This window comes from Arsenicicoccus cauae, from assembly GCF_009707125.1.
Taxonomy (GTDB): Bacteria; Actinomycetota; Actinomycetes; order Actinomycetales; family Dermatophilaceae; genus Arsenicicoccus; species Arsenicicoccus cauae.
This window is the reverse complement of the sequence record NZ_WLVL01000004.1, coordinates 70632-85951: the sequence shown is the minus strand read 5'-3', so window position 1 is coordinate 85951 and position 15320 is coordinate 70632. Positions and strand designations below refer to the sequence as shown.

The following is a 15320-nucleotide window of genomic DNA, read 5'->3' as shown; positions in this document are numbered from 1 at the left end:
GAGGGTCGTCCCTGATCCGACCCCGTCCGACCCTCAGGGGGCAGGCAGGATGCGCACGCCCTGGGCCTTGACGGCGAGGGTGACGGCGGTGCCGGCGCGCAGCCCGAGCTCGGCGCAGGCGAGGGGGGTGACGTCCGCCCCGACGCGGACCCCGGAGGGGGTGCAGGCCCAGAGGCGGACGGCACCTGCGTGGGTGGCCAGGTCGGTGACGACGGCCGGTATGACGGTCCGCGGGCTGCCGGTCACGGGTCCGACGTGCACGGCGACGTCGGCGGGATCGCAGAGGGCCACCGCCTCGCCGCCGACGGGCAGGTCGCCGCGGCCGTGCACGACCAGACCGTCGGGCAGTCGCACCTGGCCAGGAGCGATGACGGTGCCGCGCAGGAGGTTGCGTCCGACGAACCGCGCGGCGAACGCGCTGCGGGGGGCGTCGAGCAGCGTGACGGCGGGGCCGCGCTCGGTGACCCGGCCGCCCTCGACGACGGCGACGTCGTGGGCGAGGGACACGACGTCCAGCAGGTCGTGCGTGACGAGCAGGACGCGGGTGTCGCTGCCGTGCAGCAGGTCTCGCAGCACGTGACGCACGTCGGCGGCGACCTCGACGTCGAGGGCGGACAGGGGTTCGTCGAGCAGGAGCAGGTCGGGCCGGCAGGCCAGCGCGCGGGCGAGGGCGACGCGCTGCGCCTGGCCGCCGGACAGCTCGGAGCCGCGCCGCCCGGCCAGGTGGGCGATGTCGAGACGTTCGAGCCACGCGTCCGCGCGCGACCCCGCCTCGCGGCGCGGGACCCCCTGGGCGCGGGGTCCGAAGGCTACGTTGCCCCGCACGTCCAGGTGGGGGAAGGCGAGCGGGTCCTGGCCGAGCAACGCGACGCGGCGCCGGTGGGGTGGCAGCCAGGTGCCGGCGTCGGTGTCGACGAGGACGCGGTCGCCCAGGACGACGCGGCAGCGGCGCGGGCGCAGGAGCCCGGCGACGGCGGCGAGGACCGTGGACTTGCCGGCGCCGTTGGGCCCGACGAGCGCGGAGACCCCTGCGCCGTCGAAGGTCTCGTCGACGGCGACGCCCCGCTCGGGGATCTCCACGCGCACCTGCAGGGCCGTCACGCGCGGCCTCCGACGGGGCCACCCGCGGGGCGGTGCACCAGCCCGACGACGACGCCGGCGACCACGACCAGCACCAGCGAGAGCGCCACGGCCGCAGCCGGATCCGTCTCGCGCTGCAGGTAGACCTCGAGCGGGAGGGTGCGCGTCACGCCCTGCAGGGACCCGGCGAAGGTCAGGGTCGCCCCGAACTCCCCCAGGGAGCGCGCGAAGCACAGCACCGTCCCGGACAGCAGCCCCGGCAGGACGAGCGGGAGGGTCACGCGCCGCAGCACCGTCGTCGGCGCGGCCCCCAGCGTCGCCGCCACGGCCTCGTAGCGCTCCCCCGCCGTCCGCAGCGCCCCCTCCAGGGCGACGACGAGGAAGGGCAGAGCCACGAAGGCCTGCGCGAGGACCACCGCCGTCGTCGTGAATCCCACGCGCACGCCGAGCAGCTCGAGGTGCTGACCGATCAGTCCGCGTCGCCCGAGGGTCAGCAGCAGGGCGAGCCCGCTCACCACCGGCGGCAGCACGAGCGGCAGCAGGACGAGGGCACGCAGGACCCCGAGCCCGGGCAGCCGCGTGCGGGCGAGGGCGAGCGCGAGCGGCACCCCGAGCACCAGGCAGAGCGCAGTGCTGGCGAGCGCGGTGCGCAGGCTCAGCCCCAGCGCGGCGACCGAGGACTCGCTGGTCACCAGCTCGCCGAAGCGGCCCCACTCGACCTGAGCGACCATCGCGACCAGCGGCAGCAGGACGAAGGCCGCGCCCGCCAGCGCCGGGAGCCAGGCCCACCCCGGCAGCCGTCCGGCGACGACGTGAGCACCCTTGTGGCTCACGGCTGCTGGAATCCGGCCTGGGCCAGGACGGCCCGGCCCTGCGGCCCGGTGACGAGGTCCACGAAGGCCTGGGCGTCGGCGCCGCCCGCCGTCGCGGTGACGGCGATCGGATAGGTGTTGACGGCGGCGGAGGCCTCGGGGAGCGGTATGACGTCCACCGCGGAGCCCGCCGCACGGGCGTCGGTGGTGTAGACGAGACCGGCGTCCGCCTGGCCCGCCCGCACCTTGCCGAGGACGTCGGTCACCGACTGCTCCTCGCTGACGGGCTTGAGCGTGACGCCCGCGGACCGCTCGACGCGCTCGGTCGCTGCGCCGCACGGCACGGGAGGGGCGCACACCACGACGGCCACCCCGTCCCGCGCGAGGTCGGCCAGGCGGGTGATCCGCCGGGGGTTGTCGGGCGGGGTGACGATGGTCAGGGTGTTGGTGGCGAAGGCGCGCGGCTCGGCGCCGAGCAGGCGGGCCCCGAGGGCCTTGGTCATGGTGCGCTCGTCCGCGGTGGCGAGCACGTCGGCCGGGGCGCCCTGCTCGAGCTGGGCCACGAGGTCGCTGGACCCGGCGAAGCTGAAGGTGACGGTCACGCCCGGGTGGGCCCTCTCGTAGTCCGCACCGAGCCGGGTGAAGGTCTGCCGCAGGCTGGCGGCGGCGAAGACGGTGAGCGTACGCGCTGCACCGGAGCCGGTGCCACCGGGAATGGAGCTGCCGGTCCCGGCGCCACCGGGCGACGTACCGCCGCAGGCCGACGCGAGCAGCAGCGTGGCGGCGGCCAGCGCGGTGCGGATCCCCAGAGTGCGCCGGGCGGTCGGCATACGGCCGGTCATGACTGCCCTGCCGGGGTCTCGACGATCACGGTGGTCGCCTTGACGACGGCCACCGCCACGCGACCGGGCTCGAGACCGAGCGTCTCGGCCGAGCGGCGGCTCATCAGGGACACCATCGTGAACGGGCCGCACTGCACGGACACCTCCGCCATGACGCCGTCCGCCACGACCTCCGTCACCAGCCCGACGAGACGGTTGCGGGCCGAGGAGCCGACCCCCAGCACGTCGGGCAGCGCGGCCGCCTGCTCGCGCGCCAGGCGAGCCAGGTCGGGCCCGTCGACGACGAGGCGCCCCGACGCGTCCTTGACCGCGGCGAGCCGTCCCTGGTCGACCCACCGCCGCACGCTGTCGTCGCTGACGCCGAGCAGCGCCGCGGCGTCCTTGATGCGGATGCCTTCCACGACAGACCTCCATCCTGACCGCAGATGCGGACAGCGTCCAGCATAGTCGCCGCAGGTGCGGAGTCAGGTCCGGCGTCAGGTGCGGCGCGTCCCGATCGTGAAGCCCTGGTCGACGAGGCGCGCGGCGTAGACCTCGCCCAGCCCCGTGGCCGGCGTGAGCACGCCGGCGGTGTCGGGCAGGCGTGGCCTGTCCAGGACCAGCGCCAGCGCGGCCTCGCCGATCATCACGGCGGTGCCGTCGTAGCCCGGGTCGAACGGTGCCGACACCGTGGTGACGTAGCGCGCGCCCGTCGTGGTGGTGGCGTGCACCTCCATGGCGAACTCTCCCGCCGCGCGGGACTTCTCACTCGGTCCCTCGCCCGGCGAGGGCAGCACGCGGTCCGCCACCTGCCGCAGCCCAGGCGTCGAGAATCCCGTCACCAGCGCCGGCATGACGGCGGCCATCGCCATGGCCTTGAGCGGCGCGGCACCCTTGCGCCCGGTGTCCACGACCTCCCGATAGCGCATCCCCCGGCCGTAGGCCCACCCCGCGAGGGCGTTGCTGCGCCGCACGACCTGGGCGTTGAACGTGCCCATGAAGAACGGCGCCGCCCAGGACCCGGTGTCCGCGCTGCGCTCCAGCCACACCTGACCGATCCGGCCGACCGGCTCGGGCTCGGCCTCGCGGTCGGGGCTGAGGGCATAGGGGTCGATCGCGGTGCGGACCCGTGACCGGTCGCCCCGCACCGTGTCGACCTGCACGCGCATCGAGTCCAGGGTCCCGCCGCTGAAGCCGCCCTTCATCCGACGCACGTGCAGGGTCGTCTCGAGCAGCGTCCCCTCGCCGTCCTCGTGGACCTGGTCCGCGGTGAGCAGCACCCCGAGGTCGGACGGCACGGAGTCGAAGCCGCACGAGTGCACGATCCGCGCCCCCGACTCCCGCGCCGCCTCCTCGAAGCGGTCGATCGAGTCGCGGACGAAGAGGGTCTCGCCCGTGAGGTCGACGTAGTCCGTGCCCAGCTCGGCGCACACACCGACCAGCGGCAGGCCGTGCCGGGCATAGGGACCGACGGTGGACAGCACCACACGGGTCCGCACCGCCATGGTGGCCAGGGACCCCGCGTCGTCCGAGTCGGCCACCACGAGCGGCCAGTCCGCGGCCCGGGCCGGCAGCCCCGCCCGCACCGACTCGAGACGCCCGACCGAGCGTCCTGCCAGGGCGATCCGCACGCCGTCCGGCGCGTGACGGGCGAGGTGGCCCGCGATCAGGCCCCCGACATACCCCGTCGCTCCGTAGACGACGATGTCCAGCTCGCGATCCGCGGTGGGGGTGGTGGGGTGGCTCGGGCTGGTCATGGCAAACCTCTCGCACGACGACGACGGCAGGATGTCGACCGATCCCACCACGCCCGCCGGACCGGGACAACCATCCCGCCCGGACCTCGGACGGTCTATGGACGCGGCAAGCCCCGCCGCCTACGCTCTGGTAACCCTCGATCACGGGGGTGACCACGCCCGTGCAACGACGCCAGGAGCAGCTGATGGCCAACCTCGCCCAGATCCTCACCGACACCGCGTCCCGGCACGGGGACCGGATCGCCGTCCGGCAGGACGAGGAGCAGCTCACCTATGCCGAGCTCGACCAGCGCGTGGCGCTCGCGGCGGGGTGGTTGCGCAGCCAGGGCGTCGGTCCCGGCGACCCTGTCGTGCTGAGCCTGCCCAACATCACGGCGTTCGTGGTCGCCTACTACGGCATCCTGCGCGCCGGCGGGGTCGTCGTGCCGATGAACCCGCTCTTCAAGCCCCGCGAGGTGGCCTACTACCTGCAGGACTCCGGTGCCCGCCTGATCATCGCCGCGACGCCCGACGCCGCCGAGGGAGCCGAGGAGGCGGGATCGACCTTCGTGCCCGTCACCGACCTGCCCGGGCTGCTCGCGGCGGCCGAGCCCGTCACCGAGGCGGTCGAGCGGGACGACGAGGACACCGCGGTCATCCTCTACACCTCCGGCACCACCGGACGCCCCAAGGGTGCCGAGCTGCGGCACCGCAACCTGCGCAGCAACGCCGAGGTCTGCGGCCGCACCCTCCTGCGCCTCACCCCCGAGGACACGGTCGTGGGGTGCCTGCCGCTGTTCCACGTCTTTGGCATGACCTGCGCCATGAACACCGCGATCCTGGCCGGCGCGACCCTCAGCCTGATCCCGCGGTTCGCGCCCGACAAGGCGCTCGAGGTCATCCAGCGCGACCGGGCCACGATCTTTGAGGGGGTGCCGACGATGTATGCCGCCATGCTCCAGTCTGCGCGCGCCGTCACGGCCGCCGGTGGCGAGATCCCCGACCTGTCCTCGCTGCGCACCTGCATCTCCGGGGGCGCGTCCCTGCCCGTCGAGGTGCTGCGGGCGTTCGAGGAGACCTTCGACGCGATGATCCTCGAGGGCTACGGACTGTCCGAGACGTCACCCGTCGCGTCCTTCAACCACCCGGAACGGGTGCGCAAGCCGGGATCGATCGGCACCCCGATCGAGGGCGTCGAGATGGACCTGCGCACCCCCGAGGGCGAGCCGGTGCCCGAGGGCGAGATCGGCGAGATCGTCATCAAGGGCGCCAACATCATGCGCGGCTACTGGGGCCGGCCCGACGCCACGGCCCAGGCCATCCAGGACGGCTGGTTCCGCTCCGGGGACCTTGGGCGGCGGGACAGCGACGGCTACTACTACATCGTCGACCGCGCCAAGGACATGATCATCCGCGGCGGCTACAACGTCTATCCGCGCGAGGTCGAGGAGGTGCTCTACGAGCACCCGGCCGTCCTCGAGGCCGCCGTCGTCGGCCAGCCGCACGAGCACTACGGCGAGGAGGTCGCCGCGTTCGTCGCCCTGCGGCCCGAGTCCGGCCTGGCCGGCGGCGACGCCACCGCGGACGAGCTGCGCGAGTTCTGCAAGGCGCGCCTCGCCGCTTACAAGTACCCGCGCCACATCACGTTCGTGGACGCGCTGCCCAAGGGCGCGACCGGCAAGATCCTCAAGCGGGAGCTCCCCACCCCCTGACCGCTGGTGCGGGCGCCCCGGGCGTGCGAGACCAGGGCGCCCCCACGCCCCCACGCCTGCGCTCAGGCCGTGGCGGCCATGGTGGTCCAGGGGTGGTGGCGACCGCGTCCGAGCGTCTGCCGGTACGCCGCCGCCAGCCGGGCCGCCACCTCGCGCGTCGGCCCGACCGGGTCGAGGACGGGCACGGGCAGGTGCTGCACGGTCTCGCGCAGCCGCACGGTGAACGCCCCGGCCACCAGCTCCCACGGCACCACCACGACGTGACCCCGCGTGCGGGACCGGTGGTGGCGGACCTGCTCCTCCAGGCGGTCCGCTCGGCAGGGGATGATGCGGGCGGGGGTCTGCTCCTGGATCGCCATACCGGCCCACGAGAGCGAGACCTCCACCTCCGACTCCCAGCCGAACGGCGCGACCACCAGGCACACGTCCTCCGGCGAGTCGAGGCCCTGGTCGAGCAGGCGCCGTCCGAGGGCCTTGGCGATCGTCCCGTCCGTCCCCAGGGCGTTCGCGACGATCGCGCCGCTGCGGGACCGGGCGAGCTCGACCTGGATCTCCTGCAGGAGCTGGCGCTGGGGGGTGAGCGAGAGGGGCACGACCACGGTGGGGGCGCCGGAGGCCGCGTCGAGGTGGCCGGCCAGCGCGTGCGGGGTGGAGAGGCGCAGGTCGACGCCGTGGAGCTGCTCGCCGGCGCGGGAGATCAGCACGAGCAGCGGGGCGCGCTCCATCGGGGCGATGCGGGCGACGCCGATCACGGTGGGGCGGCAGGTCGCGGACGTGGGGAGGTCGGTCACGTCCGGGACGCTAAGCGCGTGAGATCACGGCTCGGTGTTGTTGATGTTTCAGGCGCTTTACGCCTACGGATAGTCATGCGTCAGGCTGGATGGAGTCACCGCGCGCGCACCGGCATCGCCTCCCTAGACTGGCGGCTCGCGGACCAGGAGGTGCGGTCACATGCAGGTGGCGTGGTGGGGGCTCATCCCCTTCGTGACGATGCTGCTGTCCATCGCGGTGCTGCCCCTGCACCCCGTGACGGCGCACCACTGGGAGCGACCCAAGGTGCAGGCGGCGGTGGCGCTCGCGCTGGGGCTGCCGACGGCCCTGTGGGTGATCCTCGCCGGCGAGCACGCGCTCGTCTGGCACGCCCTGCTGGAGTACGCCCAGTTCATCACCCTGCTGCTGTCGCTGTTCGTCGTCGCGGGCGGGCTCTTCCTCGCGGGCGACATCCGGGCGACCCCGCGCAACAACACCGCCTTCCTCGCGGTCGGCGGGCTCCTGGCGAGCTTCATCGGGACCACCGGCGCCGCCATGCTCATGATCCGCCCGCTGCTCAACACCAACGCCGACCGGCGGCACAAGGTCCACACGGTCGTGTTCGCGATCTTCGTCGTCGCCAACTGCGGTGGCCTGCTTACCCCGCTCGGTGACCCGCCGCTGTTCCTCGGGATGCTGCGCGGCGTGCCGTTCACCTGGACCTTCTCGCTCCTGCCCGAGTGGGTGTTCGTCAACGCGCTGCTGCTGCTCACCTACTACGGCGTCGAGCGGCGCGCCTACCACCAGGAGCGTGCGGCGGACCTCGAAGCGGATCTCGCCCACGAGACGCCGCTCGGGCTGCACGGCAAGGCCAACGTCGGCTGGCTGGTCGTGATCGTCGCGGCGGTCGCCTTCCTGCCGTCGGTGGACGCCCACGCCATCGAGTCCGGGCACGCGACCGCCCTGCAGCTGGTCCCCTGGCGCGAGCTGGTGATGCTGGGGGCGGCGGGAGCGTCGTACGCGCTGGGCGACAAGCGGACCCGCTATGACGACAACGGCTTCACCTGGGCGCCCATCATCGAGGTCGCCGCCTTGTTCATCGGGATCTTCCTGACGATGATCCCGGCGCTGCGCTTCCTGCGGCAGGTGGCGCCCTCGCTGCCGCTGGGCGAGGTCACGTTCTTCGTCTTCACCGGCGGGCTGTCCGCGGTGCTCGACAACGCCCCCACCTACGCGACCTTCTTCGAGATGGCCTCGCAGCTGCCCGGCGAGCCCCGCGTCGCGGACGTGCCCGAGCTGTATCTGACGGCCATCTCGCTGGGGTCCGTGCTGTGCGGCGCGATCACCTACATCGGCAACGGGCCCAACTTCATGGTCAAGTCGGTCGCCGAGAGCGCCGGGGTGACCATGCCGAGCTTTGGCGGGTATGTCGTCCGCGCCCTGCGATGGCTGGTCCCCGTGCTGGCCGCGATGGTGCTGGCCTTCATCGCCGACCCGTGGTGGTGCCACCTCATGGGCTGGGCCCTGGGCGCCGGGATCGCGGTGCGCGGGTTGCTGGCGCTGCGCGTGCCGCTCACCCCGGCGGCGGACGACACCGCCACGCCGGCCCGGGGCTGAGCGCGCCCCAACGCCCACCCCCACGTGACCAAACTGCTGCCCCACCGCACCTCCACCACGCCCACCCCACCCCCACGTGACCAAACTGCTGCCCCACCGCACCTTGGTGCCGTGCACGGCAGCGCACGGATCGGTCGACGCCGTCAGGGGGCCTCCACCGGCGCGTAGATGGTGCGGTCCAGGCGGTGCTGGGCCGCCCAGCGCTGCTCGCCGTAGGACCAGTGCCACCACTCGAGCGGGTAGGGCGCGAGCCCGGCGCCGGTCAGCACCTGCCCGAGCAGACGCCGCAGGTCGCGCGCCACGCGCCGATGGGCCTCGTCGTCGTCGCCCACCGACTCCAGCGCCAGCAGGTGGGCCGCGTCGTCGAAGCTGTCGAAGTCCGTGCCCAGCGCCAACGCCACCCCCTCGTGAGCGAGCGTCAGGTCGACCGCCCCACCCGTGGTGTGCGGCGCCATGCGCGTGGAGGACACCGGGTCGGAGACGTAGCCGTCGAGCGGCTCGCCGGTCTGCTCGCGGTAGTAGGCGAGCAGGTCGCCCTGGAACCGGGACGTCCGCCACCCGTCGAGCACGACCAGCGAGAACCCGTCCGGCAGGGCGTCCTGGGCCTGCAGGAGCCGCTCGACCACGCCGCGACGCAACCGCATCGCGAGCGGCGCGGTCGGCAGGTCGAGCTCGCGATAGCAGTGGCGGCGGCCCAGCTCGGGCGGCAGGACCACCAGCGGCTCCCCGCACTCACCGGCCCCGACCGCGTCCACCGCCTCCTCGGACGCGGCGGGCACCAGCGGCGGCAAGGACGGCGCGAGCGACGAGAGCACATGCACCAGAGCAGGATCCGGGTCGGTGAGCCATGGGACTGGCGTGGGGGCCGACCGGGGGGAGGTCATGGGCGCGTCCCCCTCGACGCCTCCGGCGCCCCCTCGACCAGGGTGTCGGCGTACTCGCCGAGCAGCGCGTCCAGCGCCTCCTCGCGAGGCAGGGAGCGGCTCACGGCATACAGGATCGCGCCGAGGCCGAGCCACACCCCGAGGATGAGGTACTCCGCTGGCCAGACGAGCGAGATCCCGGTGCCCGGCCACAGGGCCATGACGATGACGAGCGCCGCCCCCAGCGCACCCACGGCCGGGATCCACGACGTCTGCAGGCGTCGGCGCGCCGCGAGGTGCGGATAACGCCGGGGCAGCGCGTACTTCGCCAGCACGACCATGATCCACACGGCGCCGAGATAGATGCCGCCGGTGTCGAGGAACCACACCACTGCCGCCTTGCCGAGCCAGCCGAGCGCCAAGGTCACCACGACGGTGAAGACCAGCGCGTTGCGCGGGGTGCCCCGGCGCGCGTCCAGCCGCGCCAGCCCGGCGGGGAGCAGCCCGGCGCGCGCCATGGCCACGACGACGCGGGACGTCGCGATGAACAGCCCGAGGAAGCTGGTCAGCAGACCGAGGATCGCGATGGCGAACGCCCCCCACCCGAGCACCGGGAAGCCCGCGGCCTTGAACGCGTCGATCGTGCCGAGCTTCATGCCCGCGACCTCCTCCCACGGCATGACCCACGCGCTCGACAGCAGGACGAGGCAGTAGAAGGTGCCCGCCAGCAGGACCGTCCAGATGACGGCGCGCGCGATCCGTCGCGGCGGCAGGTCGGCGTCCTCGGCGAGCACCGCGACCAGTCCGAAGCCCGCCATGTAGGTCATCCCCGGCACCACGAAGCGCAGCGTGTCGGTGAGGGCGTTGTGGTCGGCGGCATACGGCGGCCAGAAGTTGCCGGGTGAGCCGGCGGCGAACCCGACCACCACCAGGGCCAGCCCGATCACCACCATCGCCGCGAACAGCACGACCTGCACCTGCGCGCCGACCTCCACGCCCCACCAGTTGAGGGCGAAGAGCAGCAGCGTCAGCGCCACCCCGGCGATCAGCACGGGCGCCGTGACCGCCTCCCCGTTGATGGAGTAGAGCGGGTGCTCCTCCATCACCGGCATGAACTTGCCGAGCAGGAGCCCGAAGGCCGTGACGTAGAAGGCGAGGCTCGACACGTAGGCACCGATCAGCATCCACCCCGTCAGGAAGCTCGCGGGCCGCCCGAGGATCGTGAACGAGTAGACGACCTCCCCACCCGCGCGCGGGAACAGCGTGGTCAGCTCCGCGTAGGCCAGCGCCACGCACGCCGCCAGCAGCGTCCCGATGGCGAGGCCGAAGATCATGCCGCCCGCGCCGTACTGCTCGAAGAACGCCGAGTTGGTGTAGATCCAGCTCGACCCGATGACCCCCGCCACCCCCAGCGCGATCAGCGGGAGGAACCCGAGGGTCTTCTTGAGCTCGGCCATGAGGGTGCCTCACCTTCGTCCGGGACAGGAGCCGTATGGCGAGTAGCCGCCACCTCCGTCATACTCCATCGTGGCTGCCGTGGCCACCTCCATCTGCCGGGTCCTGGACACGGGCGCCGGTGGTTCCCCCTAGGCTCGACGGGTCACAGCAGATCGATCGAGGGGGAAGTCTCGTGCGTCGCACGCTCGTCATCACCACCATCGCCGCCACCGCGCTGGGTCTCAGCGCGTGCGGGGGCGCACCCAAGGACCTGTCCCAGGACAAGGCCAAGTCGTCCATGCTGGAGGCGGGGGACCTGCCCGACGGCGGCTGGGAGGCCGGCTCCGTGGACGAGACCAAGCCCAAGCAGGACGACAAGTCGGCCGAGCAGATCTTCAAGAATGCCAAGGACGTCCCGCAGGCCTGCAAGGACGCGATGAACGCCATGAGCACGATGTCGGCCGACAACCCGTCGTCCTACGCCAAGCGCAGCTTCACCAAGGGCAGCGGCACGGACAAGACCCAGGTCGAGGTGGTCGTGGAGACGCTCGGCAAGGCCAAGGACGTGCCGGCGCAGCTGACCAAGGTGGCGGACTCCTGCAAGACGATCAAGATGGGGACCGGGGCCGTGTCGATCGACCTCAAGATGAGCTCGCCGAAGCTCGAGACCAAGGACGCCAAGGGCCTTCAGATGTCGGCCGAGGCGATGGGGCAGAAGATGGCGGTCTCGATGGGCGCCGTGAACCGCGGCAACAACCTCGTGGTCGTGCAGACCCAGGGCACGGACGTCGACAAGGCCAACAAGCTCGTCGACACCGTCCTCGGCAAGCAGGCCGACAAGGTCGAGAAGGCCGCCGGCTGATCCGGGCGGCCCTATGCCGAAGCCCCTCACCGCGACGAGCAGCGGTGGGGGGCTTCGGCATACGGCTCAGCGCTGGGGGCCGAGCCCGGTCAGCTTGCCGGAGATGCCGCCGGCCGCGCGCAGCGCCGCGCCCTCCTCGAAGGAGGCGGTCGGCACACGCCGGTTGGCGGTCTTGGCCTCCTCGACCATGGCGAGCAGGAGCCTGCCCGGGTCCTCGTCGGGCCACAGGTAGAGCGCCATCGCGCCGGGGATCGAGTTGACCTCGTTGACGTAGATGTCGGTGCCGTCGGTGAGGAAGTCGAGGCGGTTGATGCCGGTCAGGCCGGTGAGCTGCTGGACCTGGCGGGCGAGCTCGCGGGCCTGCGCCTCGAGCGCCGGGTCGATCTGCGCGGGTAGCTCACGCGGCGCGGAGGTCATGCCGTCGGCCCCGCCGCCCATGTACTTGCCGGCGTAGTCGTAGATCGCGCCGCCCTCCTTGCGCAGCGGCTTCTCGATCAGCGAGGTCTTGAACTGCGGGGCGGTGGTGAAGGAGATGTTGAGGTCCCACAGGTCGTCGCGGTAGGGCTCGACGACCGCGCCGGCGCGCATGTGCAGGCTGGACTTGAGCAGGGCGAGGGCCGTGTCGTAGTCCTCGACGACCTCGATGCCGATCGACGAGCCACCGAAGCGCGGCTTGACGATGTTGGGGCCGTCGAAGCTCGGGCGGAAGTCCGGGGAGACGATCTCGCGGCGCAGCGCCGGGACCCCGGCGTCGGCCATCAGCGCGCCGAAGGCCAGCTTGTCCATGCCGAGCGCCGCGGCGGCCGGGGACGAGCCGGTCGCCGGGACGCCCAGCAGCTCGAAGAGCGCCTGCGTCCCGCCCGACTCACCGGCGCCGCCGTGCAGGGCGAGCAGCACCGAGCCGAGGTCGAGGGTCTTGGTGCCACGGAAGCCGGCCTTCATCTGGAAGCCGTCGTCGGCGCCGGCGCCGATCTTGAGCTCGACCCTCTGCGCCTTGGCCGGGGCGCCGTCGAGGTAGTCCCGCGCCTCGGTCTGCGCCGGCACCGCGTGCCAGCGGCCACCGCGGTCCCAGTAGAGGCACTGGACCTGGGCGCCGGCGCGCTGCAGGACGCGCTCGCACTGCAGCCCGGTGAGGATGGAGATGTCGTGCTCGGCAGACGGCCCGCCGAAGACGACGGTCACGGTCTGGGACATGGTCGTGAGACCTTTCTGCAGACGGCAGGGTGGCTACAGGCGATCGTATGCCGCTCGCCCGCCGCGCGGCGGGGGTGAGCGTCTCGCGGCGCGCCGCCCTCACCGCCGTCAGGGGTAGTTGTCGGGGAGGTCGTTCTCGAAGAGCACCACGTCGCCCGCGCGCGTCTCGGGCATGATCGCGGCGGCCGCCTCCTCGCGCGAGGCGTAGGTGCGGACCTCGCCCGGCTGGCCGGAGGCACCGGCGAGCAGGGCCCGCTTGTTGGTGAGCTGCGTGATGGCGAGCACCTGGTTGGGGGCGGCCGTCGCGTCGGCGCCGAACGCCCGGTTGCGCTCGGCCTGCTGGTCGCCCAGCTCGACCATGCCCGGGGTGATGGTGTAGATGCGCCCGCCCTCGCCCACGGCCGCCCGGGCCGAGCGCAGCGCGGAGGCGGCGCCGTCGGGGTTGGAGTTGTAGGTGTCGTCGATGACGGCCACGCCGCGGTCGTCGCGCTGCAGCTCTGCGCGGTGCGCGGCGCCGGGCAGGTCGACCATCAGCGGCGCCAGGGTGGCGGGGTCGACGTCGAGGGCGCGCGCGATGCCCACGGCGATGGCCAGGTTGATCGGGTGACCCGCGCCGGGCGCGTCGACCGTGGTGACCTGCGCACCGTCGACGGTGACCTCCCAGCGACCCTCGTCGACCGGCGCCACCACCACGTCGGCCCGCGTGCCCGGCACGGTCGAGCAGCGCACGACCCGCTTGACCCCGTCGAGGCGGTCCGCGAGCGCAGCCAGCTCGGGCACGTCGACGTTGAGCACCGAGATCGCGGCGTCCTCGGTGATCTCGGACTTGGCGCGCACGATGGTCTCGCGGTTCTTCATCCGCTCGAGGTGGGCCTCGCCGATGGTCGTGATCGCGGCGATGGTCGGGGGGAAGACGCGGCACAGCTCGCGGATCTCGCCAGGACCATAGGTGCCCATCTCGGCGACGAAGACCTCGGTGCCGGGCACGAGCCGGTCGTTGACGGTGCGGGACAGGCCCATGAGGTTGTTGAACGACGCGGGTGAGGCCACGGCGGCGTGCGAGCGCGACAGCAGCTGGTTGACGTAGAGCTTGGTCGACGTCTTGCCGTAGGACCCGGTGATCGCGACGACGGTCGGGCGCAGCCGGCGCAGCTTGTCCTGGGCCTCGACCACCCACCGCTGGGCCAGCTTCTTCTCCACCGGGCGCATGATCGCCATCGCCAGGTCCACGAGCGGCACGGCGAGCAGGGCGACCACGGCGGCGGCATACGGCCCGCCGAGCAGGCCGGCGGCGGCCGCGAGGACGAGCTGCAGCCCGACAGTCACGGCGGTGAGCCGCTTCATCCGGTCGGTCCAGCCGAACTTCGCGGAGCGGCCGCGCACCGGCAGGCCGAGCGGCCACGCGGCGATCGCGGCCAACCCGAGCAGCGTGGCCGGGTGGGCCCACAGGCCGCCGGCGATGCAGAGCGCGGCGGCGGCGAGCAGCAGCTGGTTCTCGGGCTTGACCTTGCTCCACAGCCCGGCCATCGCGGTGGCGCGGCCCGGCTCGTAGTGCTCGCGCTGCGCGACCCGCAGCCAGCGCGAGTCCTCGGCGGCGAGCGCGGCCGCGACGGCGGCCCAGGTGATGACGTCGAGGATCACGGCTGAGTCTCCTTCGGGGTGTCGAGCAGACGGTCCAGGGCGGTGCGCAGGTGCGCGCCCAGCTGGTCGTCCAGCAGGTGCGCCGAGCCCGCGACGACGTCCAGGTGGGCGGTGGGGCCGATCAGCTCGGCGGCGGAGCGGGCCATCGCGACCGTGGCGGCCGTGTCCCCCTCGCCCCACACCATCTCGACCGGTATGCCGGCCGCGCGCACCGCCTCGAGCTCGCGCGTGTAGTCCTCGTTGACCGCCTTGACCAGGACGGTCCGCATGACGCCCTGCGCGGCGTTGTAGTCGGCGGAGCCGTACTTCTTGCGGTACTTGTCGACCACGGACTCGGGGACGATCCCGCGGGCGTGCAGGGCCTTGGCGATGCGCAGGTCGAGGGGGCCGCCCTTGCGCGCCGGGGCGCCGGACGCGTCGGGGCGCAGCAGCGGGACGCCGGTGAGCACGAGCCCGCGGACGGCGTCGGGCCGCAGCCGGGCGAGGTGCACCGCCACGCGTCCGCCGAACGAGTGCCCCATCAGCACGAGCGGCGAGGCGGGGTCCAGGAGAGGCAGCAGGCTCTCGGCATACTGCTCGGTCGACCACTCGCCCTCGGGGGGAGGAGTCGCGCCGAAGCCGGCGAGGTCGACCGCGACGGCGTCGTAACCACCGAGCACCGGGGCCCAGTCGTGGCGCGTGCGGGCCCAGCCGTGCATCGCGAGGACGCGGGGACTGCCGGAGCCGTGCTTCTCGGCCATCACCTGGCCGTCGAGGAGGGTTGTCAGCACCGCGTCAGTCTAGGGCGCCGGGCGC

The 15320-nt window shown here is 73.1% G+C and carries 14 protein-coding genes; 3 read left to right on the top strand and 11 right to left on the bottom strand.

What is annotated here, in order from left to right; translation table 11 throughout:
* Positions 1-33: 33 nt before the first annotated feature.
* The 5 genes from GGG17_RS01460 to GGG17_RS01440 all read right to left on the bottom strand — a co-directional run bounded on the left by GGG17_RS01460 (position 34) and on the right by GGG17_RS01440 (position 4470).
* A complete protein-coding gene (locus GGG17_RS01460) occupies positions 34-1101 on the bottom strand; it encodes a sulfate/molybdate ABC transporter ATP-binding protein (protein ID WP_311966340.1) in 1068 nt (355 codons plus the stop codon).
* Positions 1098-1913 (bottom strand): ABC transporter permease, encoded by an 816-nt coding sequence (locus tag GGG17_RS01455; RefSeq protein ID WP_288797531.1) that lies wholly within the window; start codon positions 1911-1913, stop codon positions 1098-1100. The genes GGG17_RS01460 and GGG17_RS01455 overlap by 4 nt, the downstream gene beginning before the upstream one ends.
* Complete coding sequence (gene modA / locus GGG17_RS01450) at positions 1910-2722, bottom strand: molybdate ABC transporter substrate-binding protein (protein WP_154592027.1); 813 nt, start codon at positions 2720-2722, stop codon at positions 1910-1912. The genes GGG17_RS01455 and modA overlap by 4 nt, the downstream gene beginning before the upstream one ends.
* A gap of 8 nt (positions 2723-2730) precedes the next feature.
* A complete protein-coding gene (locus GGG17_RS01445; protein ID WP_050347596.1) occupies positions 2731-3135 on the bottom strand; it encodes a TOBE domain-containing protein in 405 nt (134 codons plus the stop codon).
* Positions 3136-3210: 75 nt separating this feature from the next.
* Positions 3211-4470, bottom strand: a complete 1260-nt coding sequence (locus GGG17_RS01440) for a saccharopine dehydrogenase family protein (RefSeq protein ID WP_154592025.1) — start codon at positions 4468-4470, stop codon at positions 3211-3213.
* 185 nt (positions 4471-4655) lie between these two features.
* On the opposite strand from GGG17_RS01440, the gene GGG17_RS01435 reads away from it, so the two are divergent.
* On the top strand, positions 4656-6161 hold the full coding sequence (locus tag GGG17_RS01435; protein WP_154592024.1) for a long-chain-fatty-acid--CoA ligase: 1506 nt from the start codon (positions 4656-4658) through the stop codon (positions 6159-6161).
* Positions 6162-6223: 62 nt separating this feature from the next.
* Here GGG17_RS01435 and GGG17_RS01430 read toward each other — a convergent pair whose 3' ends face one another.
* A complete protein-coding gene (locus GGG17_RS01430; protein ID WP_154592023.1) occupies positions 6224-6952 on the bottom strand; it encodes a sirohydrochlorin chelatase in 729 nt (242 codons plus the stop codon).
* Between the two features lie 160 nt (positions 6953-7112).
* Here GGG17_RS01430 and GGG17_RS01425 point away from each other — a divergent pair, with 160 nt between their 5' ends.
* Positions 7113-8528 (top strand): sodium:proton antiporter, encoded by a 1416-nt coding sequence (locus GGG17_RS01425; protein WP_154592022.1) that lies wholly within the window; start codon positions 7113-7115, stop codon positions 8526-8528.
* A gap of 143 nt (positions 8529-8671) precedes the next feature.
* On the opposite strand, the gene GGG17_RS17030 is transcribed toward GGG17_RS01425, so the two are convergent.
* Both GGG17_RS17030 and GGG17_RS01415 read right to left on the bottom strand, forming a co-directional pair.
* On the bottom strand, positions 8672-9349 hold the full coding sequence (locus tag GGG17_RS17030) for a M15 family metallopeptidase (RefSeq protein WP_195849076.1): 678 nt from the start codon (positions 9347-9349) through the stop codon (positions 8672-8674).
* 59 nt (positions 9350-9408) lie between these two features.
* A complete protein-coding gene (locus GGG17_RS01415) occupies positions 9409-10848 on the bottom strand; it encodes an APC family permease (RefSeq protein ID WP_154592020.1) in 1440 nt (479 codons plus the stop codon).
* Between the two features lie 173 nt (positions 10849-11021).
* On the opposite strand from GGG17_RS01415, the gene GGG17_RS01410 reads away from it, so the two are divergent.
* Positions 11022-11690: a hypothetical protein gene (locus GGG17_RS01410; protein WP_154592019.1), complete on the top strand. Its 669-nt coding sequence runs from the start codon at positions 11022-11024 to the stop codon at positions 11688-11690.
* A 66-nt stretch (positions 11691-11756) separates the two neighbouring features.
* Here GGG17_RS01410 and GGG17_RS01405 read toward each other — a convergent pair whose 3' ends face one another.
* The 3 genes from GGG17_RS01405 to GGG17_RS01395 all read right to left on the bottom strand — a co-directional run bounded on the left by GGG17_RS01405 (position 11757) and on the right by GGG17_RS01395 (position 15295).
* Complete coding sequence (locus GGG17_RS01405) at positions 11757-12884, bottom strand: D-alanine--D-alanine ligase family protein (protein WP_154592018.1); 1128 nt, start codon at positions 12882-12884, stop codon at positions 11757-11759.
* Positions 12885-12992: 108 nt separating this feature from the next.
* The gene (locus GGG17_RS01400) at positions 12993-14525 is read right to left on the bottom strand and encodes a Mur ligase family protein (protein WP_154592017.1); all 1533 of its coding nucleotides are present in this window, start codon (positions 14523-14525) and stop codon (positions 12993-12995) included.
* A complete protein-coding gene (locus GGG17_RS01395) occupies positions 14522-15295 on the bottom strand; it encodes an alpha/beta fold hydrolase (protein WP_154592016.1) in 774 nt (257 codons plus the stop codon). The genes GGG17_RS01400 and GGG17_RS01395 overlap by 4 nt, the downstream gene beginning before the upstream one ends.
* Positions 15296-15320 lie beyond the last annotated feature (25 nt).